Raw genomic sequence first — 24,173 nt, forward strand, 5'->3', positions numbered from 1 at the left:
GCCCGCGAACCGCCGCAGGAAGAGCGCCGCGGTGATCGACCCGGCAAAGCCCCCCTTGGGCGCATTGTCGAGATCGGCAATGCCGGGCTCGATCATCGCCTCATAGGGCTGATGAAAAGGCAGCCGCCAGACCGGATCGGCCATCGCACCTTGCAACTCTGCGAGGATCATCTGCCCCGAGACCCGCTGGTATTCCTGAAATTCAGCAGCCGACAATTGCCATTCGCCGACGCTGCGTTTAGGCGGGCCAATGGTAATCCCAAGCCGCCGCACTTCCGACATGACCGCTTCGTTGCGCGCAGTCCGTTGGAACAGCGGTGAGATCGCGTCGGGACCGAAAGCGCCTTCGTTGCGCAATTCCCGCCCCAGCACGTCATGACGGGCCGGGAGGGATTGCGAGAGGCCGGGGATTGCCGAACGGATCGTGTTGGCCATGCGCCCACCCAATATCGTCCCATCGCCCCGCGTTTCGCGCCGAACCGGATCGACCATAGAGCTATTCAGCTGGCGGACGATGGCGGGAACAGTAACCGAACTGGCCTGCCTTGAAACCCAATACGGCATGTTGCGCTCAGGATCGCGAAGCGTGCCGATGAAATCCGATAGGCCGCTGGTCCACGTTTGGTTCGTCAGGTTCTCCGCAACGCCGAGGATGGCATGCGGCACCATCTCCGCCCATTGTTCATCCGAATAGCTTTCCTGATTCTCGACAATGCTCGCTATCGAGCCTGCCGTGATTGCGAACGGATCGAGGCCCGAATAGGTGGTGTTGGTGTCGCCGACGCGGACGGAATTGCGCTGCCAGCCCGTCGCTTCGAGATCGGCCCGTTCGCGCCAGTCTTGCGGCCCGGCACCTGTCAGCAATCCTTCGCGCGCCATATGGAATAGCAGTGCCGTTACGCCCGTGCCTGCCGTCACACGGGCAATCGCCAGATCGCGGCGAGCGCCACCGGCCCGGAAATCAGCAATGTTGCGGCTGCTCGCCAGACCAAGCGGCGTTCGGCGTGCAGCGGTGCGCAGGAGATTGACCGGCGTGCGAATGAACGGGACGATGAACCGGAGGCCGGAGCGCGCCGCCATGGTGCCGATTGAATCGTCCGGGCGGATCGTCCGGGCGCGCTGGATGGATTCGGTGATGCCTTGCAGCGACTCCTGGAAGGTGAGTTCGCGCGCATAGTCGCCAGCCGCTTCCAGCATGTCCGTGGTCGGATTATCGACCAGCGCCGCCGCGCGTTCGGCCAGCGCCTCGCCAGTCAAGCCTTCATTGGCTGCGATACGAAACGCCTGCCCCCGAATTTCCGAAAGTCGGGCAATCGACTTGAACCACTCATCTTCAGCCAGCAGCGCCCGGCTTGGCGCTTCCAGAACATAGCTGGCCGGGCCTCGGAATGATGTGGTTTGATTGAGTTCGAGCTTCGAGGTGTAATCCGAAGCCTCGCCTGTCCTGAAGGCCCGAGCGCCATAGCCAACGCCGTCAATCACGCCCTGCATCGCGCCGTAAAGCCGCGCGGCGAGTTCGCCCGAGCTGATGCGATCGGTCGAACCTGTCACAAGGTTTCGCGCCTTCCCGATGCCGGTCGCAAGGCCATGCTCGGAGAAGTTCACCAGCATGTTGACCGAATTGCCGAGTATGTTTCGGAGGTGGGTGTATGGCCCCGACAAAATCGCATTATACCAAAGCGACCAGACCTTATCGCCGATGCTCGGATTGACGGCATCGCGAGAGAAACGGTTGAGCGCGGCAGGCCCGCGTTCCTCGTAGAGATCGAGAATATATTGCGCCGTGGCCTCTACCCGGTCGCGGCCGCCCCCGCCTTCGAGAATGGGATCGACGGCCCGTGCTCCACCTGGCAGACGACGCGGCGAACCATCAGGCCCGAGGCGTGGCAATCGAGCGTCAGCCCCTTCGGCGAGGATACGGAATTGTTGCAAGGCGCGCCCGGCCTCTGCTGTCATCCCTGTGACCTGCTCCTGAATGGCAGCGTGCCGGATGAGCGAGCGCCGGAAGGTCGTTAGCGCCTCTTCGCTACCCCCGGCAGCAGCCCGCGCCTTGTTTACGAGATCGTTGGCCGACGCAGCGAGAATGCGCCTTGCCCCCAAGGCTTGTTCGGCATTGAGCGCCTGCCCCGGCGTGCGCTTCAGGAGATCGTCAACCGTCAGACCGAGATCGTCAGCAAGCGCTCCCGTTTCGGCGTGACTAATCCGGCCCCGGCGTGCCGCATCGAATCCGCCCATTGCCTGTTCGGTTTGGCGGATTGCCTGCGTAATTTCCTGCGGCGTCCTAAGCCGCGAAACGTCGATATTGCCGACGCGCCCGGACGCCTCTGCCAGATCCTCGTATGCCGTGACAGGTGCCGCGTTGGCATCCAAATCGGCCATCGTCGCAGGTTGACCAATCTCCTCGAAAATCGGCCGGCCTTCGCTTGCCGCGTCTTCCATCGCATAGCGGGTAGTGCGCGCAGCCTCGAAACGTCCGACCTGTTCGTAATCTTCCGGGCGGAAAAGCCTGTTCGTCCCGCTGTAGGTATCGACGAGCGCTTCCAGAAATTCGCGGGGCGTCGGGCGCTCGTCGAAAAAGCCAGCTTCCCATGCAGCCTCCCCGGCCTCGTCTATCGTCATGCCCTCTTCATTGACGAGACGGCCAAGGAAATTCTCGTTCCGGGCAAAGTCGAGATCGCGGGGAGCGTTGCCGATACCGGCGTGCGACAGCTCCCCGGCTTCCTCCCTGACACCGCCCGAGGTTCGCAACCACGTCACAAGATCGAGCGGGCCGCGCCGACCTACCTCCATGGTCAATTCTGCCATCTCGTCAGGGATCGGGGCGGGACGTGAGAGGGGCGGGTTTGCCATCTCCCATTCGCCAAGATCGGTAATCCGATTGGCGGGACGTGGCAGGAAATCACCCGGCGCAGCTCCTTCCGCCATGTCGGCAATCTCGGAGGCGGAGGGCCGCGAGATCATCTGGCCTTCAAGCTGGAAGCCCTCGGGCAGCGTCGCGGACAATTGCGGATCGGGAATGTTGGCATCCATCGCCCTGGTGGCGGGAACCGAGACGGTCGGGACCGGCGTTTCATCGGCCATCGCCGCAATCGTTCCGCGTGTCGGAGTATCGAGGCGAGGCGCAATCAACGTGCCGCCAGCTTCAAGCTCGAAACCCGGTGGGAGATCGGTGGAAGCAGAGGGAGAACGAGGGGCGGAAAACTGTTCTCCCCCTGCCTCGGATCGCCTACGGGGCGAACGGTATGCCGGGACACCGGCAGCAAATCCGCCAAGCACAGCGCCGCCGGTTTCAGCAAGCGTCTGCACAAGCGGATTGTCGGGAAAATATCGGCGCGCAGTCTCACCCATGACGCCTTGGCCGAGAGACGCGCCAGCTTCCGTTGCGAGCGCGACACCGGGACGGCGGCCTGCTTCAGTCAGGAGCCTTGTTCCTGCCTCTCTTGTGGCCCCCATGGGCGCTAGGGCGCTGTTTCCCGTCCGAAGGGCCGTGGAGGTGCGCAGCGCGTTGAGCGATGCCAGAGCGCGGTTTGCGAGGCGTGAGCCTTGCCCGATGATACCGAGCGCGGGGACAGACGTTTGGCCACCGGCACGGGCAATCGAATGGATATAGCTTTCCAGCACCGAGCGCGGGGCCATGTCGGGCGTCTCTTGCGCCAGCCCCAAGGCATTAGCACCCTGTTGCAGACTGCGCGAGCCGCCAACAGGATTGTCGATATTGATACCGGGGATGAGGTTAAGCCCGGCGCTCATAAGATCGACCGGCGCGCCGATGCCTTCCGTCAGTCCAACGTTGAAAGCGTTGAGCGTTCGATTGGTCGCGTCGATGCCGGGGCCGAAACCTGCCTGCGTCGCTCGCGCATATTCGCCTTCGCGCTGCGCCAATTCCGTGAGAACGTCCGGGCCTAGTTCATCCTCGACAAACTGCCGCGCCTCGTTCTCGGGCAAACCGCGTTGCATGGCCAGTTCCAGCAGTCTGCCGCGGTCGCCGTTGGCTTGCTCGACGATGCCGCCGAGTAACACGGCCTCAAGCTGCACATTGCCGTCAGGAGCCGCTTGCGGTGCTTCTGTGGGGCCTTCCAGTTCAAACCCTTGGGGAAGGGCCGTGACGGGGTTTTCAACGCCGTAGGAGACGGCACCGCCAAGCGGGGGCGCGCTTTCATAGCCCGGAAACGCAACGTGCACGTGATCGAGATGGCCGGGGTCGCCATAGAGCACCCGCGCATCGGGATAGCGTTCACGCAGGTGCGAAGCCGCTTGCCCCAATGACATACCGGGGACGCTCCCAATGTCGAACGCGCCGCCAGTCAGGTGGTCGGAGTTGCGGGCAGGGTTATAGCCCCGGCGTCGCATGTCCGCCTGATAGTCGCGCGTCCGATAGCCGGAGGTGAAATTGGCACCGGGCAAAAGCTCCCCTACCTCGCCGAACATGTCGCGGGCGGAATAGGGCAGATCGTCCTCTAGCTCGAAACCGGCGGGAAGCATCTAGTTGATCGGCACCCAGCGGCCACCCGTAAACCGAATGCGCTGACCCGTTGTCGGATTGCGTGCGGTCTGGCCTTCACGCGGCTGTCCGCCCGTCCGCCTGCCACCAGACCCGCCATTGCGGGTGCGGCGCTCCTGCGATTGATTGGTGGCTCTATTGCGCTGGTTTGCTCCGGCGATGGTCGCCGCGTTGCGGTTGTTCGCCCCCGCGATTGTGGCGGACGTGCGCTCCATGGCCGCTGCGTCGCGCTGGCCTTGTATTGCCGAGCGATTGCCGGTCGCGGTCGGCCCCCAGGAAGGCAACTGGTGATCCTGCACGGCTTGATTGAATTCGGGTGTGCCGGGCAGGAAGCCCTGAGCCTGCGCATACCATTCTGCATCCGTCTGGCCTTCATGCACCATCTGCGCCCCGCCGTTCTGGCGGTCGAAAAGCATCTGGTTCGGGCCATCGGTGAAGGTTTCGGGGGCCATGTAGGATGTGCCGCCGCGCTGCGGACCACCGTCGAGAATATAGCTATCTCCCGCATCGACTTCGGTCGGGCGGAAGCGCTGGCTGAAATTCTCGAAGAAAGAATCAGGGTCGTTTTCGAGGGCAAACCGCTGTTCCTGCGACATGCCCATTTTTTCCGCTTGGCCGAGCATGTTGGTTCGGCGATTGGCCGCTTGCTCTGCCTCGCGCCGCTGTCGATACAGGCCGAGCATTTGCAAGGGCGACGGCCCGTTGTTCCCTCTCGCTTGACCAAGACCGGCAAGAACGAGTCCGATCACTTCGCGAGCGCTGAGGCCATTGCCGTCCGTTTCCTTTCGCTGATCGGTGCTCCCGGCCTGCCCCATAGCTTGTTCCTGTGGAGCCTGATTGGCGCGGGCCATGGCAAGCGCACGCGCCGCGTCCATCGGGGGCTGCGGACTCACCATCGGCGGAGCGGCCATGGCCAACATTCGCCGTTCCCACTCCATTCCCGGCTGGTAGCCACCGCGCCCGACACCAAACATTTATCGTCTCCTAATGAACAGTGACCGGCAGCATCATTTCGGGATGCGTGCCGAACAATCTTTGCGAAACCCAATCGCACAGCGCGATCCAGCCGCGCGGCGAGCCAAGATAATCCTCGACAAGTCGGGGCTGCTCTTCGTGCAGCAGCGTCAGTTCGACGATGACAGTATTGAAATCGAGATCGAGAAAGTCGGCTGTGGCCCGAAGAAAGCTGGCCGTGGAATAGCCCATTGCCAGTTCATCGGCGGTCGGATCACGCAGCCATTTGAGCTCGCCTGCCGCGAGCCGTTCCGCATCAACGAGCGGTGCGTAATCGTCCAGATTCTGTGAAACTCCGCCCATACTTGCCGCCTCGAAATAGGACAGCATTACTGCCATAAATGGGCGGTAATTGTCAAGCAGACAGACCTGGCAGCCACCCCATATGCGGACTGCAAAAAAGCGAATTCCTGCGGGCTTGCAAGTTGGCGGACTGCGCGGGATTATGCGTGCGATATATGCTAGATGCGAAGGGATATTTAAATTGGCTGACCAGCACGACGACGGGTTGGATGCCAAGCCTTCAGATCGCGCGATCAGTTTGGCGAAGCAGGTGGCTGGCGTTCTTCCTGGAATTGGACCGGCCCTGACTGAAATTCTGCTAGATGACATTCCCGGCCAAAGAATGGACCGATTTGCCGAATTTGCCCGTCAACTCGACAGGCGCATCACAGGACTCGAACTGGCCGAGGCAGCCAAAGACCCCAGGAATTTGGACCTTCTCGAGGAGGGGGCCTTCCAAAGTGCACGGGCGCTTTCAAACGAGCGTCTGGAGTACATCGCAAAGATTGTTGCTGACGGACTTGGCGATGACGAGGCGGCGCGCTTGGAATCCAAACGGCTGTTGAATTTGCTCGACCAAATAGACGATGACCAGATCATCATTATGACATCTCAGCTAAGACGTCATTGGCAAGACGACTTTCGCGAGAAACACGCCAACATTTTAACGCCGCCGCGTGCTCATATGGGCAGCAGCAGAGAAGACCACGACAAGGCTGAGGTATTTCAGCTGGCGCGCGACAATCTAATCCAACTGGGCTTATTGCGACCAAGGTTCGCTCAACCGAAGAAGGATGCGCTACCCGAGTTCGACAGCAAAACTGGCATGATCAAAGCGCAAGGTTTCGAATTGAGCCCCCGAGGGAGACTCCTGTTACGCAGGATCGGTCTTGCTGAGGATGACGAGTTTTGACGCGGCGGGACAGTGCCGTTTGCTTGTTCATGTCCCTCGTTGCTGCGTGTGGTAGCGAACTCAACCCCGGCCCCTATCTGTGTGGCTCGGATTGCACTGACTTTGAAGAGGGATGGAATTGGGCAGCGGATGCGGACAAATTCGATGCTCAGGATTGCGACCGCCTAACCGGCGATATGTTGGCAGGCTGCATCGCCTTCACGATAGAGGCCGATCCTAGTCGCGAATAGGTTCCGAAGTGTGGCGAAACACCACCGCCCCTGCCAGCTTCCCCTTATCGACGAAGCGCACGCCAGCAGCTTCCATAGCCTTGCGAATCTTGGCGACACTTTCGCCTTGCACGGGTTCACCCAATTCGAAACGGGCGACCGTAGCCCGACCAACGCTCGCGCATGTCGCCAGATCAGAGATTGTCCACTTTAGCGCAGCGCGGCCCATTCGTGACTGTGTCGCATTCATCCTGATAACAATATTATCATTTGAGGGTTGACGCAAGCCAATTGTGAGTGATAATGATGTTATCACTTAGCCGACGATGCTAAGCGGCCCGACCGGAAGTTGCACCTTCCGAACCGGGCCTGACCACAAACCGTCTTTTGGGAGACGAAACATGGCTACAGCCGATATATCACAGCCAGCGCAGAAATGTCAGCGCAGGCCTTCACTTCGCGAGCTTCGGGCAAACCGCCCGGAGAACGTTACGATCCTGCCGACCGCGCAGGCCCGACAGGAGCAGCGCAACTATCGTTTCCGCGAAGCCCGGATTGCAGGGAGAAAGCTCCGCAAGCAGCACGCCGCCTATTTCGACTATTCGGCCCCCTTCGAGCGCAAGCACGACAAGACGGCTGCCACGCTGTTGAGCATTGAGCCGACACCGGCTTTCGCTCTTGCCCGTGCCATCATCGCAGCGTTGACAGACGAGCAGCGGCAGTCCGTGCGAGACATTCTGGAGCGCGGTAGCGGAGAAACGAACAGACAAGCCCTGACGACGCTCGACACGGTCAAGCTATCCATCGGCGACGCGACGGCTCTTGAGGCGGCTCTAAAGCGCGGTGCGGACAAATGAGCGCCGTGCTACGCCAGCAGGAGCCGGGAGCCACCATACCCCCGGCCATCAGTGCCATCATCGCGATTGCGTCGCGCAGCGTCCTTGAGGCGGCCATAGAGCGCATGATCGATCGCCTCGACGCTATCGACGGCGACGCAGACCTTGAGGCATTTTGCGAGGACGATTTCGCCCATGCGACCGGCCACGGCCCCGGCTGTCCGATCAGCGATCCGGGCGGCGGCAATTGCGAGGACGAAGGCGAGCAGGTCAGCGAGGACGGGCTAAGCTGGCACGATCCAGACGACCAGCGCACCGTTCACAACGAATACCGATAGCTGCGCAAAACCTAGCCAAACTAGCCCCGCTTCGGCGGGGTCTTTTTTTGCCTCGCCATATGGACTGCAAAAAAGCCGATTCCTGCGGCTTTGCATCATCGACCACGCGCGCTCGCATTGCTCCGAGAATGGTCCTAGTAGGGCCTGACAAAATTCAGTCAGCGCACATCGGGATAGCCCCGGCGCGATGTCACCCAGCGCCGTAGCGACTTGGCCGTGCGCAACCGCCGGTTGAGCGTCGCCAGTTCCTTCCGGCTCAGCCCCTTCGCTTTTTTCTCCTGTTCTATGCTCGCGATGCAGTCCGTCAGATTGTCGGCCATCTCACCCAGCGAGCGAGGCTCCTTTCGCGGCTCGGATGACGACGCTGGCGAACCTTCGTGCTGCGATTGCTTCATTCGTCCATTCTCCGCTGACGTAGTTTCCATTCGCTTCACCCTTCGGCGCGCCCGTGTTTTTCCCGCCGTGCATCCGGCATCGCTGCCGCCCCTTCATCGCCGGGGATTGGCAGGCCGTCCCCTTGCGCGTTTTCGCTCCGCACCGAGGCGAGGCGTGGGCCGCTTCCATCGAGTTTTGGCATGCGCTCTTCGCTTCGTTGTGCATGGCTTTGACCTCCAAAATCTTGACCCTCCCCCTCAATGTGGACGTGCTGATGGTGGTGGACGTGCTTTTCCTGAACGACCTTGATCGTCTGTTTCGACTTTCGGCCCTTGCTCCGCATCTTCCGCAGCGTGTCCATCTGGATCGCATAGGTTTTGGAAAGGCGCGCGAGGGTTGCAGCATTGCGTTCTGCGCCCCTTATTGCCCACTCTGCGTTAGGGATCGTGGCGAAGTGGACGGCTACCATCTGCGCCGCCAATGCGGCCTCCATCGGATTGCGGGGCTTGATGGACTGAATAAAGGTGATCGCGAAAGAAAGCTGGTCGCTGTTCGGAACAAGCTTGCCCTCTTCCTCGTCCCAAAATTCCCGACAAAGCGCCTGCAATTGATCGAGGAAAACGTGCGCGGTCTGGCTGCTGTTCGTCCCGAACGCATCGGCGAGCATTGCCCACCATGTATCGTCATCGCTGTAAGGCGAACGCACGGCATGGCGCGAAGTGCTGCTGCTCCGTTCCATAATCGCGTCAAGCACAACCGGGCGCTTGCGATGGCGGCGCACAGCCTCCGCGATCTTCGGTCCGTCGCGCTCGTCAAATTCGCGGCCTTCGGGCGGCATCGACTTAAATTCGGGCTTTTCGGCCATTAGCCAACCATCCTCGTCCAGTGTGTCGGCGTGAAATTGAGCGGGTTTCCGCCGAGCGTGCGCCATTCACCATCCGTGAATTTCGCCGGGCGGTATTTGTCTGCCCGGTAATCATCCCCGGCATCGAGCACAGCCAACTCGCCTTCCTCTGGCACGACTGAGATCGGTTGCCGGTGAAACTTCATCCCAAGGGCTTCGGTGTGAACCAGTGGAATCCTCATTGTCCCAACTCCCACAGCAGGACCGCGCCAGCAGGGGGGCGGACGTTGAACACGCGGCGGATATCGCCCTGGGGAGCAAGCGCAGCGTCATCGAGAAGCACGAGCTTGCGGGAGCCATTGAGCCACACGGCGAGGCCGGGGCGCGCGTCCGACATGGGATCATCAACCGCGCCGAACAAATGCAGCGGCTTCCACCCCAGCGCCAAGGCTTGCGCGGCATAGCCCGAACCGGCGAGCCAGAGAGCATCGGCGACGACTTGCCGCCAGAGGCCGCCCCATCCCATCGCGGCACGCGGGGCGCTCATCTTTTCGAGACTGCGCAACCCTAGAACGAGATCGGGCGGAAGCGGGTCATTAGGGGCAATAGGGTCATTAGGGGGGCTATCTACCCTAACGACCCTATCGTCCCCGGCGTCGTCGAACGCCCTTGCCCTGTCGAGCCACTTACCCATCGGAATCCTCCAGCAGTTGCGCGCAGACCGTGAAATCCTTGGATTGCCGCCCCGAAGTGTCGCCAGATCGTTCCCCGTCGGAGAAGAAGATTCCGTTTTCGACGAGGTATGCGGCTGCGTCGTCCATGGCAGTTCCGGATCGCATCGGGGCCAAATGCGTCTTGTGCGGCGAGCGCTTCAATTCACGAAGGTTGACCCGCGAGCTCCCAAGGCTCCTGACATATTTTGCCAGCATGGCCGCGTTGCGTTCGACTTCGGGCAGAGCAGCGGCACCGAACACGCGCAGGGCGGACGGCTTTGCATAATCCTCTACAAAGTCGATTGCGGCCCCGACCGTTTCGCGTGAGATCGCTTGCGGCTCATCGCCACCACGGCTTGCCCATGCGAGATATTCGCTAACGAGAGCGAGCCGAGGGATCAGGCCGCGACACTTGCCGACAAACCCCTTGTAAAGCCCGTGCGCGGCGCGAGCGGCGCGCTGATTCTGTTTTCCCCAATCCTCGAAAAGATCGGCCCCGGCGTCGTCGAACGGGATCGTTCGCGGAGCAATCTCACCTTCACGGCCCATTCCCCATGGCATTTCGATAAGCGCGCGGTAGATCGAACCAACGCGCTCTAATCCATAGACAGGCCGCGACCGGGCGAAGTCTATTTCCGCAGGCCACGCATAGAGAAATCGCGCCGCCATCCCATCATCACTCGATTGCAATACTGTGTCGCGGAACTTGTCAGGCTGGATTGAGCCAAGCACCGATACGCCGTTGAAAGGAACGTGCGTCGTGCCGCCGCCCTTCCTGTCTGCCGTGTATTGCCCACCCCGGAAGGCTTCTAGCCAGAAGGGCTTGCCGCCAGAATTGTAGCGGTCGAACGATTCGAGCCAGCCGGTCAGCTCGTCCCGGTGGCACAGCACGCCATTGCGATTGCCTTGGAGAACGCCAACCAACGCCTCCACAGTGGTATCTTTGACCACGCACCGACGCCGAGCAGGCTCTTGTGGTTCGTCCGCCGTTTCGGGCTTTGCGGGCGTCTCCTTGCCTTCCTTCACAGCAGCCTTCACCGCCGCCTGCCAGTTGTCATATTCCGCCCTGGCTACGTCGCGCTCTACCTCGAACTTGCGCCGAATGTCGCCATGTTCTTTCGCAAAATCCGCTTCAATGTCGGAAAGAGGATCAACCATCGCGTCGATAGCGGGGCTTTTGTTGGAGGACGGATCGCCGACGCACGCGGCCCACAACACGGAAGGCTCAGACCAGTCCCCCCAAGGTGACACGCGGCGCTTTCCTCCGATGGCGGACGCCGCAGCCGCCAAGAACGCAAGGGCCGCGTTGTCGGGCGCCGAACCCTTCGCCTTCGCAATGTCGCAGATAAGGGGCCAGAGATCTCCGAACATTTCGCCCGGCATGACGGGGGAGGCTCCGCGCCCCTCGTCGAGAATTGCCATGTCAGGACCGAGCGACACCACTTCGGCCGTCGCCCGGATTTGTTCTGCCACCATATTCATGCCGCCACCCTCTGATTGTTGGTTAAATGTTGGTTCCAGTCTTTCGCGCCATCGGGAGGCCAGTAGATCGAGACGGCCCGCCCCTGATCCTTGAATGCTTCCGCCGCACCTTTTCTCGGCTTGGGCTTTTCCGCGCCCAGCACTGCCATGCGGCCCGCATCATCGTTGTCGGCTGCAATGCCGATCGAACGCACGCCGTCCGGCAGGATGAGCCGCGACATCATCGCTTCGCCGGTCACAGCAAGCGCCGGAGGGCCGAGCAGTTGGGACAGGCTCAACCCATCCTCGATACCGCCCGACACCAGCATTTCAGATTGCACGGGGCCGAGACGTACCGCGCCGCCTATGATCGAGCCGAGGCCGAGCTTGGGCTTCGGGACATTGGCTTTCTTCATGCCGGCGACGCTTTCGCCTTCGCCGAATTCGTCCAGAAACGTTCGTTGTATCCCAGTCGGATTGCCGTCCGCATCCTGCACCAGTGCTATCATGCATGGCAGGACTGGCAGCGGATCGGGAACCGCCCAGCCCGCCTCGACATATTGCGCACGCGGGTATGCAAGGCGCGAGAAGCGCAACGACGACGGAAGGGGTATGGTGATGGCCCGGCCCTTCAGATACGCCTCCACGGGACTCCCTGCGGCCTCCACGGCGTTGCGCCAGATGCGTTCGGCGGACGATATCGTCGCTTTTGGTCTTGTGGGTGGCAGCGCGTCGATATCGCGACATTTGGGTATCAGCCCGGCATCCAACCGCTCCGCCGCTTCCCGATAGCCGACACCCTCAGCGAGACGGACGTAATCGACGACATCGCCAGTCGCGCCGCACCCGTGACAGTAAAATCTCAGCCCGCCCGCGAAGATGGTGAAGGACGGCGTTTTTTCCCGGTGGAAGGGGCAGAGCGCCTTATATTCATTCCCGGCGCGTATGAGTTCCACTGACCGCCCGACGACGGCCGGGAGCGGGTTGGCTTCCCGGATCGCGTCGAAATCGATTGTGCCGGTCATTGCGCCACCACCCTGCCCGTGCAGAGAAGCATCACTGTCGGTCGGTTCGCCTGGGCGAGATATTCGCGTCCGGCGTCTTCTGCCTCGTCACGGTTCGACCAGTGCGACAATTGCTCGAAAGGACGCGACCAGCTGCCATCATGCCGGAGCAGCTTCAGGTTCCAGCCCGGACCCTGAGCAGGCAATGCCGTCACAACGTCAATGCCGAGCCGACGATAGATCGAGGGGCCTTTAGACATCGCGCGTCTCCCCGAACCACAGGCGGGCAAATTCACGAGACTGCCGCCGATCCATGCCGCGTTCGCTTAGCCAGTGCGCTTGATATTTCCGGGTGATGCGAGTATTAAATCCGGTGTTCCCGCCGTTAATGGAAACATCGGAAGAGCCGTCACACGCCCGTGGCGGCTTTTCTATTTGTGGCGTCATCGCCATTCTCCTTGTCGGTAATTTCCGCCGTGATGGCGGCTTCGGTGAGATCGTCCGCAAGCACCTGCGCCCAGGCAGCCAGCGCCTCGACATCTGTTGGTGCCGATGCCTTGAGCGCTGCCAGCGAGAGCCGGGCCGATGTGCGGAGATTGTCGGGAGAGGCCATCAGGCGGCTTCGCGTGCGTCGTCGAGGTCGAGCAGCGCGCGAACAGAGCGCGCCGTGATGAGCGTTACGCCATCAACCTTTCTGGTTTCGAGACGGCCCGCGCCGATCAATTCATAAGTTTTGGATTTGCCCCACGGAAGCTCGGCAATCCGGTATGCGAGAGGTTCGGCCATGTTCAGTCCTTCCAATGCAGTTCGCATGGGCATTATAGGACGAAACAGCCGTTAGAATATTGAATTCAAACGACAAAAGCCGACACTTCGGGGACGCTCCAAGGACACCCGCAGACACATTTAGGACACTTCGGGGACGCCTGCGGACAGGTTCAGGCGGAGGCCCACTCCCTCCACTTCGGATAGAGCCGCTCTAGCCGCTTGCACGCGCCTTCGGCGCCAATGTGCCAATTTTTGTCCAGTTGCTCTTTGGCAACGATGGAAAGCGCAGCGTCACTGACGCATTTTCCGGACACAATTAGTTCGTGCATTGCCTGCAAATAGGGCCACGCCTCTTTTTGCTTGGCCCCCAACTTCGGCAGCGGCTTGCCCGCGAGCGCCTTTGCGAGCCCATCCCTGTCAAGAAACAGAAAAGCAGTGTCACCCCAAATCTCTCTGAATCTGTCCGCCGACCGCTGGTGAACGAACAGGCCGGGATATGCGATTGTGCACGCCTCAAATCGGTCGGTCCAAAGATCCTCGGTATTCCACACGCCGGGGCGGGCCTGCACAAATTCGCCCAACTCATCACGCATGAAGGTCTGAAAGGATTGCCCCTCCCGTCCCATGGCAGTGAGCCAGCGCATTGCCACATCCATGCGGCGCTTACTTGATGCGCGACGCTTAAATTCCGCCACGGCAGCAAGCCTATCCTGAATATGGAGGAAATCGCGAACGTGCATATCCTGCTGCCTGGCAGGCAGAATGACCGGCGCTTGGGGCTTGTTCTTCAAGACATTGAAGCCGTAGCTGGGTCGGGAGCTAACCACCGAGACAGGCCGAACGGCTATCCGCCGTCGCGCCATTTCAAGATTCCTCGCAGCCACGATGGAGGGAATGTCCATCGTGATGATCTGATCGAGACTATGGGCATCCACGTCATACCCGCAATATTCGCGCGGTTCGTCGCCGGTCCATTTATCCCCGCACAGGTGGCCTCCGACTTGGTGCAGCGCTTCCCCGAGGAAAATAAACCGCCTTGGCGGTTCCGGCCAATCTGATTTGCGGCCCCAAAAATCTGTCTGATTTCGCCCTGGGGGGTGATGCTTCCGAAATCTCTCCATCATCATGCGCCCGCCTTCACAATAGAAACGACGTTCGATTGAACGCCGGTCACATAGTCAGCCCAGCGGTCCATCAACTCGCGCCGTTCGTCGAAATAGGTGGCGCGCAAATAGGCCGACACAACATCATCGCCCGGTAGATGGCCTAGAGCCGCCTCCCCTACTTCATGCCGGGCCTTCGCGACCTCAGCAGCCCAATCCCGGAAGCCGCTTCGAGACGTGCCGTGCGGTGTATATTCGCCGAACCCGGCCCGGCGCATAGCGGATTTCATCGTCGCGTCGGAAATAGGCTGCCCACGCTTCGTGCCGGGAAATACCAAATCATCAGGGCCAAGCCGGTCAAACCACGGCAGCGAACGGATTAACGCAATCGCCGGGGAAGATAGCGGCACCATATGCAGCTTGTTCGTCTTGTATCGCGCCTTCGGAATCACCCATCGGGCACTTGCAAAATCCAACTCGCGGAATGGCATCCAGCGGACTTCACCCGGACGAGCAGCCGTCAACAACTCGAACATGAGCGCAAACCGTCCGACCGATTGGCGCGTATCATTCGCGCCCCTCATCGCGTTCCACAACATAGGGATTTCCTCGTAGGGAACGGCGGGAAAGCTGCGAGTTTCCTTTCCCTGATCGCCCAGAAGCGTTCTGGTCGCCCGCATCGGGGCCTGTTCGTCTCGCCAGTCCTTGCTGCAAGCGTAGTCGAGGATGCGACCGATCCGCGACAGCACCCGCCTCGCAGCCTCTGGCTTCGTTTCCCAAATTGGTTCCATAGCAGCCGCGATGTCGCGTGGCCGGATTTCATCAACCTGTCGCTTTCCCAATTTCGGGAACGCGTGATGCTCCAGCATCGTCATCCATTGATTTTGATGTTTTCCGGCCCTCCACTTCTTTCGGAAAATCTCAAACGCTTCACGCGCGACGGCCTCGAATGTCGGGACCGTCTCGTTGAGCCTTTCCCATTCGATACGCGGATCGCGGCCATCCTTCGCCCATTTGCGCCATCGATTCGCCCGGTCGCGCGCTTCCGCGAGGGAAAGGTGGCCGCCTAACCCATAGTCCCTACGCTTGCCGTCAAACTGGACGCGCAGCACCCAACTCCGCGAACCTGACGGACGAACAAGCAGGTATAAGCCCTTCTCGTCGGCATGGCGGCCCGGTCCAGCCCGCTTAACCTTCAATGCTGTTAGAGCCACGGCATGCTCCTCATGAGGGACGCCCCTCAATTCGTCCCACACTATGCCACGGCTTCCATCGCACCGCAACGGACGCGAGCGGAAAAGAACGTGGATAGAACACGCGCAGATTTAAGCAGGGTAGCGGAGGGCTACGAACTCGCCCGGACAACATCGGAATTTAGGATTTGGATGCCCCGCGTGGATTCGAACCACGATTGACGGAGTCAGAGTCCGTAGTCTTGCCGTTAGACGACGGGGCAACCGGGAGGCGGCGACATAGGCAGCGGGTCGCGGCCTGTCAATGCGGCCATCTTGCTCTCGGGCCCCGCTTTCGTTAGCTTGAAGGCAAGTACCGGCGGCCCGTGCGGCCGTATCCGGAAAACAAAGATGTGAAGATATAATAGGTGGATGATTCTGGCGCCAATGCGAACCCGGAAACCGGATATTCTCCGGGCGCCGCACGATATCACGACAAATCGCGCCATCACCACACATCGTCCCGCCCGACAAACCGCAGAGCCTATGGCGCGCTCGATCTCGGCACCAACAATTGCCGCCTGCTCGTCGCGCGCCCGTCCGACGACGGGTTTACCGTTATCGACGCCTTTTCCCGGATCGTCCGGCTAGGCGAAGGGCTGTCGACGACCGGGCGGCTGAGCGACCGGGCGATCGACCGGGCGGTCGATGCGCTGGCCATCTGCGCCGATAAACTGCGGCGCCGCCATGTCAGCCTGTCACGCTCCGTCGCCACCGAGGCCTGCCGCCGCGCCGCGAACGCGCGCCAGTTCGTCAGCCGGGTGCAGCGCGAGACGGGCATTGCGCTCGACATCATCAGCCCGCAGGAAGAAGCGCGCCTCGCTGTCCTCGGCTGTCATATCCTTCTGGAACCCGGCGATGGCCCGGCGCTGATCTTCGATATTGGTGGCGGATCGACCGAATTGGTGCTGATCGAACCGGGCATGCCGGAACCCGAGATCCTGAGCTGGTACAGCGCGCCCTGGGGCGTGGTCAGCCTGGCGGAGAAGGAATTCAACGACCTCACCTCGCTCGAAGACCGGCTCGATACCTACGCCCGGATGCGCAAACGCGTCGCAGACAGTTTCGCCGATTTCGCCTCGACCCTGCCCACGATCGGCTACCAGCCGCGCCTGCTCGGCACGAGCGGGACGGTCACGACGCTGGCCAGTGTGCATCTCGATCTGCCGCATTACGACCGCAACAAGATCGACGGACTCAACCTGCCTTCGGTGGCGATGCGCGAGGTCAGCCAGAGCCTTTCCCATATGTCGGTGCCGGAACGCGCCGAAATACCCTGTATCGGGCGCGAACGGGCCGACCTGGTGGTGGCGGGGTGCGCTATCCTCGAGGCGATTCTCGATATCTGGCCGGCCGAACGGATCGGAATTGCCGATCGCGGCATTCGGGAAGGCATCCTGCGTTCGATCATGGCCAAGGATAGCGGACCGTCATGAAGAAGGTCCGATCGGCACGGAAGCGCACCGCCTCCTCCACGCGTTGGCTCGAACGCCAGCTCAACGACCCCTATGTCAAAAAGGCGCAGAGCGAAGGCTATCGGAGCCGCGCCGCCTACAAGCTCATCGAACTCGACCAGCGGTTCCACATCCTGGGCGGCAAGGCCCGCATCGTCGATCTCGGTATCGCGCCGGGAGGTTGGGCGCAGGTGGCGCGCAAGCGGTGTTCCAATGCGACCATTGTCGGGATCGACCTGTTGCCGACCGATCCCATCGAAGGCGTCGAAATCCTGGAAATGGATTTCATGGACGATGCGGCGCCGGACCGCATTTCGGAGCTACTGGGCGACGCGCCGGACCTTGTTCTGTCCGACATGGCGGCGAATACGATCGGCCACAAGCAGACCGATCACCTGCGGACGATGGCGCTCGTCGAGACGGCGGCACATTTCGCTGCGGAAACGCTCGCGCCGGGCGGCGATTTCGTCGCCAAGGTCCTCGCGGGCGGTGCAGATAACGATCTCGTCGCCGCGCTCAAACGAAATTTCTCGAGCGTCAAGCACGCCAAGCCGCCGGCAAGCCGCAAGGGATCGTCGGAATGGTATGTGGTGGCAAAGGGCTTCAAGGGCTGAAGCGCGGCAATCAGCTTTCGGCGCGCGCCTGTTCGATTGCCTCTTTCAAACGGTCGTAACCGACAGCACCCGTCAGGATTTCGTCGCCGATGACGAACACGGGCGTGCCGTTGATACCGAGCTGGCTGGCCAGCCGCATGTTCGACTGCAATTCCTGCGTCACCGCCTCTGAATCGCGTGCCTGCTGCACCGCCGCCTGATCGAGACCCGCAGCGCGAACCGCCTGCGAAATCGTCGCGTCGCTCGGCCGTCCCGCCTCGTACATCGCGCGATGGAAGGCGAAATATTCGCCCTGCTCGGCAGCGGCCAAACTCACGCGCGCCGCCTGCTCGCTACCGGGGCTCAGGATTGGCAGTTCGCGGAACACGAAGCGCACGCCGTCATCTTCGTCCAGCAGCCGCTCGATATCGCCCAGGCTACGCCGGCAATAACCGCAGGCATAGTCGAAGAATTGGACCACGGTCACATCCGGGTTGGCGGCGCCCGCCCATCCCTGCGCATAGGGCGTTTCTACCGAGGAGCGGACAGAACTGACCGCCGCCAGCATCTCGCGCTGCTGCAGCCGTTCCATCGCCTGCGGAATGATTTCGGGATGCTCGAGGATATAATCCTCGATAACCGCTTCCAGTTCAACACGGTCCAGCCCCGCCGGCAGACTCACCGGCTGGTCGCCGGCCACAAAGCTCCCGCCGCCGCGCAACGCAAAAAAGGCCGCTGCGGCGGCCAGAAGCGCGATCAGCGCGCCGGTTGCCCAAGTCTTCAATGTCATTGAGTTCCCAGTTCCTCCGGCTCCCGCCTGCGGCGCGGCTCTTCTCGATCGATCGCCGCTTCGGAGACGAGCGCGATATCCTGCGCACGCAGCCAATCGGCGGACCCCTCGTCGATATTCTGCATCGCCTGCCGCGCATTGCGCAACGCTTCCACATGCTGTCCGGCAAGGTTCGCATATTCGGCGGTGGCCAGATAGGCGCGCGCGCGGTCGCCCTCCTGCGAATAGATATAGCCGAGTTGGCGCCAGGCAAAGGGATTGCGATTATCTCGCTGGACAGCGATGCGCAGCACCTGCCGCGCCTCCTCCAGATTCGACTCGTCCTCCGTCGCGATCAGCGCGTGGCCGAGCAGCGCCGAAATCAGCGGATTGTTGCGCGATTGTTCGGTGGCGATGCGAAGATCGGGCAGCGCGTCCTGCGGCCGGCCGGACTCGAGAAGGATCTGTCCCCGCAATTCGCGAAAATAGGGATCGCGCGGTTCGGCCTCGATCAGCGACGTCGCCTCGGCAAGCGCGCGGTCGGGATAGGCGGCGCGATGCCAGGCATAGGCGCGGGCATAGCGCGCCGGAACGCTCACATTGCTTTCGGGAAATTCGACGAGAGTCTGTTGATAATCCTGAACATAGCCGAAAAGCTTGGCGCGGACCCGCTGGAAACGCGCTTCGAGTTCGGGATCGGTCGGCGTGTCCCATCCCGGATCGGCCTCATACAGTTCGCGCAGAATCGAGATTCGCTCGCCGCTGAGCGGGTGGGTGCGATCGTAACTGTCATCCTGTGGGATCGCGAGGCGATATTCCTGATTCTGCAGCCGACGGAAAAAGGCAAGGCTGCCCCGGCCGCTGATTCCGGCCTGCGAAAGATAGCGCGCGCCTGCGAGATCGGCGCTCGATTCCTGCACGCGGCTATAGGAGAGGAAGCGACCGATCGCGGCGCGCGACCCGGCCGAAAGAATGCCGATGCCCGCATCGCCCGCGCCCATTGCAATAGCCGCGGCGCCCACCAGAAGCGACAACAGGCTGATGCCCGTCGCTTCCTGCGCACCTTCACCCAGGCGGATGATATGGCCGCCTTCGACATGGCCCAGTTCGTGCGCGATGACGCCCTGAACCTCGTTGGCATTGTCCGCCGCCAGTATCAGCCCCGAATGCATGAAGACGCGTTGGCCACCCGCCACAAATGCGTTGATAGACCCGTCACTGAGCAGGACGATCTCGACATTTTCGGGCTGCAGGCCCGCCGCCTCGATCAGCGGCCGGGACATATCGGCCAACAGCGCTTCGGTCTCGGCATCGCGCAGCACGGTTTGCGCGGCAACGGGGCGTAGCGCGAGACCGAGGCTGAACAGCAGGAAGATCGACAGACGCAGAACGACTGGCCCGAACGACAGGCGGGGAGCGGGAATACTCATTGCACCCGCTCTTCGCCCGCCCGCCTTAACGCCAGATGAAACATGCGCGCCGTCACCCGATTATTCGCCGAACGTGCGCTGCCACCAGCCGCGCCGCGGTTTGGCGTCCGAGTCGGCTGTGGCGTTGTCTTCGCTTTTCGGCGCAGCACCTTCATCCGCAGCTTCAGCCTTGCCGTCATCGGATTTGGCCGGTGCCTTGGACCCGTTCGCGGCCTTGGGCGGGCGGCCACGCCGCTTGGGCTTGGCTTCGGCGTCATCGGCTTTGGCGTCGTCGGATTTGGCATCGTCCTTCGCCGCGGCTTCCGGCTCTTCGGCCTTATCGCTTGTGCCGTCCTTGGCCTCGGCTTCGGGCTGCTCGTCCTTCTTGGTCCGGCGCGAACGCTGTCGCTTCGGCTTTTCCTCAGCCGCTTCGGTCGCTTCGGCCGACTCGTCACCGTCCGAGGCCTTATCGCCAGATGCCGTCTGCTCGGTCTCGTTGCTGTCGGTCTTCCTGCTCCGGCGACGGCGACGCGGCTTCTTTTCCCCACTGTCGGCATCGCCGTTCTCGGCGTCCGCTTCGGATTTTTGACTGTCGCCCGCGTCGTCGGATTCGTCCGACTTGGCAGAGGCAGCTTTGTCCTCGGCACCGTCACTCTGTTCCTTGTCCCGGCGACGGTTGCGGCCGCCCCGACGACCGCGGCGGCGCCGCGAACGGGACCGCGAACGCGACTCTTCTTCGTCGGTGTCGGTGTCGGTTTCGTCCTGATCTTCGTCGTCCTCGACCTCGATCTCGATGTCGTCATCTTCGTCGAGTTCGATCGGCCGCATTTCGACCTTTTTCGTCGGCGGCGGTCCGCCGACTTCGATATTCATCGCCGCGCCTTCAAGCTCGCGATCGGGCACGACCGAAATGGTCACGCCGTACATCTCCTCGATCTCGCCGAGTTCGCGCCGCTTGGTGTTGAGGACGTAAACCGCGGCATCGCGCGAACAGGCGAGCGTCAGCTGGCTGCCCTTTCCCTTGGCGGCTTCCTCTTCCAGCATCCGCAGCGCCGAGAGCCCGGCCGAAGACACCGTCCGCATCAGGCCGGTGCCTCCGCAATGCGGACATTCCTGCGTCGAGGCTTCGAGCACACCGGTGCGCAGCCGCTGGCGGCTCATTTCCAGCAGCCCGAAGGACGAGATCCGCCCCACCTGGATACGTGCGCGGTCGTTCTTTAGTGCATCCTTGAGCGCCTTCTCGACCTTCCGGTTGTTCGAATTGTGATCCATGTCGATGAAATCGATCACGACCAGACCAGCCATATCGCGCAGACGTAGCTGCCGCGCGATTTCGCGCGCCGCCTCTATATTCGTCTTGAGCGCGGTCTGCTCGATATTGTGTTCGCGCGTCGACCTCCCTGAGTTGATGTCGATCGACACCAAAGCCTCGGTCGGGTTGATGACGAGATAGCCGCCCGATTTGAGCTGTACGAGCGGCTGGTACATCGCGCCGAGTTGGTCTTCGACCTGATAGCGCTGGAACAGCGGTGTGGGATCGGCATAATGCTTCACGCGCCGGGCATGGCTCGGCATCAACAGCTTCATGAAGTCCTTGGCCGCCTTGTAACCCTCGTCGCCTTCGACGAAGACTTCCTCGATATCGCGATTGTAGATGTCGCGGATCGCGCGCTTTATCAGGTCGCTGTCGGTGTAGATCTTCTCCGGCGCCGTCGCCTTCAGCGTCGCTTCGCGGATCTCGTCCCAGAGGCGCGCGAGATAGGTGAAGTCGCGCTTGATCTCGGTCTTGGTGCGGCTCATGCCGGCCGTCCGGACGATGCAACCCATGGTCTCGGGCAGCTTCATCTCGTCGACGATCGATTTCAGCCGCTTGCGGTCCGACGCATTCGAAATCTTCCGGCTGATCCCGCCGCCATGCGACGTGTTCGGCATCAGCACGCAATAGCGGCCGGCAAGCGACAGATAGGTGGTCAGCGCAGCACCCTTGTTGCCGCGCTCTTCCTTCACGACCTGGACGAGCAGCACCTGACGGCGATGGATGACGTCCTGAATCTTGTAGCGGCGGCGCAGGTCCATCCGGCGCTTGCGGATATTCTTGACCGACGGCTCCTCGTGATGCTCCTCATCGGCATCGCTGTCGCCGGTCTCCTCGACCTCGGCGTCCTCTTCTTTCGAAGCGGCCTCGGCGGCCTGCTCGTCATCTTCTTCCTCGCGAAGTTCGGCCTCTTCCTTCGCCTGCTCCACCTCTTCGGCGAGCAGCTTGTCGCGATCTTCCTTCGGAATCTGATAATAGTCGGGATGGATTTCGCTGAAGGCGAGGAAGCCGTGGCGGTTTCCGCCATAATCGACGAACGCCGCCTGGAGCGACGGTTCGACGCGGGTTACCTTGGCGAGATAGATATTTCCCTTGAGCTGCTTGTGCTCTTCGGATTCGAAGTCAAACTCCTCGATCCGGTTGTTCTGGACGACGGCCACACGGGTCTCTTCCCGGTGGCGCGCATCGATCAGCATACGCGTAGGCATTGATTGGTCTCCGAACATGCCCGGTAGGTCGCGAGACCCCCCACGGCATGCGAATGTTTAAGAACGGCTGTCGCGCGAGCGCCCTGGGCGCCGCGGCCGTTCGAGGTGAAGGATAAGGATTTGCGTCTGCTGCCAAGATGGAACCGGCATGGATCGCCGATAACCCCGCCGCGAACCGAGGCCGGCGCGGATCGCGCCTGGCGTCATGTTCGTCGAGCAAGTGCCTCATGCAGCATCAACCTGGTGGGCCGACCGGGTCAATCGCGGCCCGGCGGAATTCATCAATATAGGGGCCGTCCCGAACGGACGCGATACCCTGCGGGTCGGATTGCTAACAGCGCATTCGGTTTACAGCAAGAAAAAGCATGCCGAACGTGACGGACAAAATCGCAACCAACATGCTGAAAACGGCGTTAACCTAAGCGCTTCACGCTGCTTTGAGGCGGCTGGCCTAGTTCCTCGTCCAACGACACAAGACGAGGGTAACCTTAATGTTGGCTTTAGGCTGGACCGCAAGGGGGGCGGCGCGGCACAATAGGACGATGTCCGTCGTGCTGGCCATGATCGCATTTCTGATCGGATCGCCGTCCGCCTGGGCGGCAGCGATCGAGCGCGTGGACGTGACGCCGAACCGCGTGACGATCGCCTTCGACGATTATGTCGAAGACGCCTCCGCGTTCATTCTGGACAATCCGAGGCGCCTCGCCATCGATATCGCCGGTGCACGCGCGGGATCGAGCGGCCGTAGCTCGGGCCCGGTGACGCAAGTGCGCCAAGGCCAGTATAACGACAACACCGCCAGGATCGTTCTGGATCTTGCCCGGCCCGTGACCTTTGCCAATGGACAGTTCGGCAACGACGGTCGCAGCTTTTCTCTTGAATATCGCCCGGCCAGCCACCTGGCCTTCGCCTCTGCCGCGGCCGCGGGGCGCGCGCGCTTCCTGCCGCCCGTCGCATTTCGCGCACGCCCGCCGCGGGCTCGGGGCGGCCTGACCGTGCCGCTGCCTCCGGCACGCCGCATCGACGAAGCACCGCTGCCCCGCGTGCAGGGCCCGCGCGGCCGTCCGCTCGTCGTCATCGATGCCGGCCATGGCGGCCACGATCCGGGTGCTGTCTCGCCCTTCGGCAACCGCCGCGAAAAGGATGCGACGCTCGCCATTGCCTTGGCGATCCGTGACCAGCTGATCGCGTCGGGCCGGGTGCGCGTCGCACTGACCCGCGAAGACGACCGCTTCATCATATTGAACGAGCGCTATGAGATTGCGCGCCGGTTGAATGCCGACCTCTTCATCTCGGTGCATGTCGATTCCGCGGAGAACCCGCAGGCCAATGGCGCGACGATCTACACACTGTCCGAGGTCGCGTCGGACCGCGAGGCCGCCCGGCTCGCCCGCCGCGAGAACGCGGCCAACATCATCAATGGCATCAACCTGGGCGGCGAGGACGAGGATGTTCGCTCGATCCTCCTCGACCTCACCCGCCGCGAGACGATGAACGTTTCGACGCGCTTCGCCGACGTGCTGTATCGCCAGGGCCGTACGACGATGAGCTTCCGCAACGACTATCATCGCTTTGCCGGTTTCGTCGTCCTGAAGGCGCCCGATACGCCGTCGGTTTTGCTCGAAGTCGGCTATCTGACCAACGAAGAGGATGTGGCGCGCGTCTTCGGTCAGGCCGGGCAGCGAGAGATCGCGCGCGGCGTGGCCGGAGCGATCGAGACCCATTTCGCACGGCGCGTAGCGGATCGGCGCTAGGGAGGCGCTGCCGCCGGCGGAGAGCGTCATCGCCTCCGCCGGTGGCCACATTCTGTCGAATGCCGCTGGCATCAAACC

The 24,173-nt window shown here is 61.9% G+C and carries 24 protein-coding genes, 1 tRNA gene and 1 pseudogene; 7 read left to right on the forward strand and 19 right to left on the reverse strand.

Going from position 1 to position 24,173, the window contains the following annotated elements; all coding sequences use genetic code 11:
* The 3 genes and pseudogenes from Q0139_RS09530 to Q0139_RS09540 form a co-directional block, all read right to left on the reverse strand.
* Positions 1-4,482 (reverse strand): annotated as a pseudogene (locus Q0139_RS09530) (hypothetical protein); the annotation flags it as partial.
* On the reverse strand, positions 4,483-5,475 hold the full coding sequence (locus Q0139_RS09535) for a hypothetical protein (RefSeq protein ID WP_298020729.1): 993 nt from the start codon (positions 5,473-5,475) through the stop codon (positions 4,483-4,485).
* A gap of 10 nt (positions 5,476-5,485) precedes the next feature.
* Positions 5,486-5,818, reverse strand: a complete 333-nt coding sequence (locus tag Q0139_RS09540; protein WP_298020732.1) for a hypothetical protein — start codon at positions 5,816-5,818, stop codon at positions 5,486-5,488.
* A gap of 181 nt (positions 5,819-5,999) precedes the next feature.
* On the opposite strand from Q0139_RS09540, the gene Q0139_RS09545 reads away from it, so the two are divergent.
* The 3 genes from Q0139_RS09545 (at position 6,000) to Q0139_RS09555 (ending at position 8,093) form a co-directional block, all read left to right on the forward strand.
* On the forward strand, positions 6,000-6,710 hold the full coding sequence (locus Q0139_RS09545; RefSeq protein WP_298020736.1) for a hypothetical protein: 711 nt from the start codon (positions 6,000-6,002) through the stop codon (positions 6,708-6,710).
* A 610-nt stretch (positions 6,711-7,320) separates the two neighbouring features.
* A complete protein-coding gene (locus tag Q0139_RS09550) occupies positions 7,321-7,776 on the forward strand; it encodes a hypothetical protein (RefSeq protein ID WP_298020738.1) in 456 nt (151 codons plus the stop codon).
* A complete protein-coding gene (locus Q0139_RS09555) occupies positions 7,773-8,093 on the forward strand; it encodes a hypothetical protein (protein ID WP_298020740.1) in 321 nt (106 codons plus the stop codon). The genes Q0139_RS09550 and Q0139_RS09555 overlap by 4 nt, the downstream gene beginning before the upstream one ends.
* A 158-nt stretch (positions 8,094-8,251) precedes the next feature.
* Here Q0139_RS09555 and Q0139_RS09560 read toward each other — a convergent pair whose 3' ends face one another.
* The 13 genes from Q0139_RS09560 to Q0139_RS09615 all read right to left on the reverse strand — a co-directional run bounded on the left by Q0139_RS09560 (position 8,252) and on the right by Q0139_RS09615 (position 15,817).
* A complete protein-coding gene (locus tag Q0139_RS09560; protein ID WP_298020742.1) occupies positions 8,252-8,413 on the reverse strand; it encodes a hypothetical protein in 162 nt (53 codons plus the stop codon).
* A 1-nt stretch (position 8,414) separates the two neighbouring features.
* On the reverse strand, positions 8,415-8,585 hold the full coding sequence (locus Q0139_RS15530; protein WP_367180739.1) for a hypothetical protein: 171 nt from the start codon (positions 8,583-8,585) through the stop codon (positions 8,415-8,417).
* Positions 8,524-9,333, reverse strand: coding sequence for a hypothetical protein (locus Q0139_RS09565; RefSeq protein ID WP_298020744.1), 810 nt, complete (start codon positions 9,331-9,333; stop codon positions 8,524-8,526). The genes Q0139_RS15530 and Q0139_RS09565 overlap by 62 nt, the downstream gene beginning before the upstream one ends.
* Positions 9,333-9,554, reverse strand: a complete 222-nt coding sequence (locus Q0139_RS09570) for a hypothetical protein (protein WP_298020747.1) — start codon at positions 9,552-9,554, stop codon at positions 9,333-9,335. The genes Q0139_RS09565 and Q0139_RS09570 overlap by 1 nt, the downstream gene beginning before the upstream one ends.
* Positions 9,551-9,859, reverse strand: a complete 309-nt coding sequence (locus Q0139_RS09575) for a hypothetical protein (protein ID WP_298020750.1) — start codon at positions 9,857-9,859, stop codon at positions 9,551-9,553. Before Q0139_RS09575 ends, Q0139_RS09570 begins: the two co-directional genes overlap by 4 nt.
* 139 nt (positions 9,860-9,998) lie before the next feature.
* The gene (locus Q0139_RS09580) at positions 9,999-11,507 is read right to left on the reverse strand and encodes a YfjI family protein (RefSeq protein WP_298020753.1); all 1,509 of its coding nucleotides are present in this window, start codon (positions 11,505-11,507) and stop codon (positions 9,999-10,001) included.
* Positions 11,504-12,511: a CHC2 zinc finger domain-containing protein gene (locus tag Q0139_RS09585; protein ID WP_298020755.1), complete on the reverse strand. Its 1,008-nt coding sequence runs from the start codon at positions 12,509-12,511 to the stop codon at positions 11,504-11,506. Before Q0139_RS09585 ends, Q0139_RS09580 begins: the two co-directional genes overlap by 4 nt.
* Positions 12,508-12,750, reverse strand: coding sequence for a hypothetical protein (locus tag Q0139_RS09590; protein WP_298020758.1), 243 nt, complete (start codon positions 12,748-12,750; stop codon positions 12,508-12,510). The genes Q0139_RS09585 and Q0139_RS09590 overlap by 4 nt, the downstream gene beginning before the upstream one ends.
* A gap of 149 nt (positions 12,751-12,899) precedes the next feature.
* Positions 12,900-13,103: a hypothetical protein gene (locus tag Q0139_RS09595; RefSeq protein ID WP_298020760.1), complete on the reverse strand. Its 204-nt coding sequence runs from the start codon at positions 13,101-13,103 to the stop codon at positions 12,900-12,902.
* On the reverse strand, positions 13,103-13,276 hold the full coding sequence (locus tag Q0139_RS09600; protein WP_298020763.1) for an excisionase: 174 nt from the start codon (positions 13,274-13,276) through the stop codon (positions 13,103-13,105). Before Q0139_RS09600 ends, Q0139_RS09595 begins: the two co-directional genes overlap by 1 nt.
* Before the next feature lie 152 nt (positions 13,277-13,428).
* Positions 13,429-14,385: a hypothetical protein gene (locus Q0139_RS09605; RefSeq protein WP_298020766.1), complete on the reverse strand. Its 957-nt coding sequence runs from the start codon at positions 14,383-14,385 to the stop codon at positions 13,429-13,431.
* Complete coding sequence (locus Q0139_RS09610) at positions 14,382-15,575, reverse strand: site-specific integrase (protein WP_298020768.1); 1,194 nt, start codon at positions 15,573-15,575, stop codon at positions 14,382-14,384. The genes Q0139_RS09605 and Q0139_RS09610 overlap by 4 nt, the downstream gene beginning before the upstream one ends.
* A gap of 168 nt (positions 15,576-15,743) precedes the next feature.
* A tRNA-Gln gene (locus Q0139_RS09615) sits at positions 15,744-15,817 on the reverse strand.
* Positions 15,818-15,961: 144 nt separating this feature from the next.
* On the opposite strand from Q0139_RS09615, the gene Q0139_RS09620 reads away from it, so the two are divergent.
* Both Q0139_RS09620 and Q0139_RS09625 read left to right on the forward strand, forming a co-directional pair.
* Complete coding sequence (locus Q0139_RS09620; protein WP_298020771.1) at positions 15,962-17,029, forward strand: Ppx/GppA phosphatase family protein; 1,068 nt, start codon at positions 15,962-15,964, stop codon at positions 17,027-17,029.
* On the forward strand, positions 17,026-17,661 hold the full coding sequence (locus tag Q0139_RS09625; protein ID WP_298020775.1) for an RlmE family RNA methyltransferase: 636 nt from the start codon (positions 17,026-17,028) through the stop codon (positions 17,659-17,661). The genes Q0139_RS09620 and Q0139_RS09625 overlap by 4 nt, the downstream gene beginning before the upstream one ends.
* Positions 17,662-17,671: 10 nt before the next feature.
* On the opposite strand, the gene Q0139_RS09630 is transcribed toward Q0139_RS09625, so the two are convergent.
* From Q0139_RS09630 to Q0139_RS09640, 3 genes are read right to left on the reverse strand one after another with little or no spacing between them, the layout of a single operon-like run.
* Positions 17,672-18,430: a DsbA family protein gene (locus Q0139_RS09630; protein WP_298020778.1), complete on the reverse strand. Its 759-nt coding sequence runs from the start codon at positions 18,428-18,430 to the stop codon at positions 17,672-17,674.
* Positions 18,427-19,839, reverse strand: coding sequence for a M48 family metalloprotease (locus Q0139_RS09635; protein WP_298020780.1), 1,413 nt, complete (start codon positions 19,837-19,839; stop codon positions 18,427-18,429). Before Q0139_RS09635 ends, Q0139_RS09630 begins: the two co-directional genes overlap by 4 nt.
* Before the next feature lie 60 nt (positions 19,840-19,899).
* Positions 19,900-22,341 carry a ribonuclease E/G gene (locus Q0139_RS09640; RefSeq protein ID WP_298020783.1) on the reverse strand — a complete coding sequence of 814 codons (2,442 nt, stop codon included), beginning with the start codon at positions 22,339-22,341 and terminating at the stop codon, positions 19,900-19,902.
* A gap of 205 nt (positions 22,342-22,546) precedes the next feature.
* On the opposite strand from Q0139_RS09640, the gene Q0139_RS09645 reads away from it, so the two are divergent.
* Together Q0139_RS09645 and Q0139_RS09650 are read left to right on the forward strand one after the other, a co-directional pair.
* Positions 22,547-22,879 carry a hypothetical protein gene (locus Q0139_RS09645; RefSeq protein ID WP_298020786.1) on the forward strand — a complete coding sequence of 111 codons (333 nt, stop codon included), beginning with the start codon at positions 22,547-22,549 and terminating at the stop codon, positions 22,877-22,879.
* Between the two features lie 4 nt (positions 22,880-22,883).
* Positions 22,884-24,095, forward strand: a complete 1,212-nt coding sequence (locus tag Q0139_RS09650; protein WP_298020789.1) for an N-acetylmuramoyl-L-alanine amidase — start codon at positions 22,884-22,886, stop codon at positions 24,093-24,095.
* Positions 24,096-24,173: the final 78 nt, after the last annotated feature.

Source organism: uncultured Parasphingopyxis sp., assembly GCF_937129435.1.
Taxonomy (GTDB): domain Bacteria; phylum Pseudomonadota; class Alphaproteobacteria; order Sphingomonadales; family Sphingomonadaceae; genus Parasphingopyxis.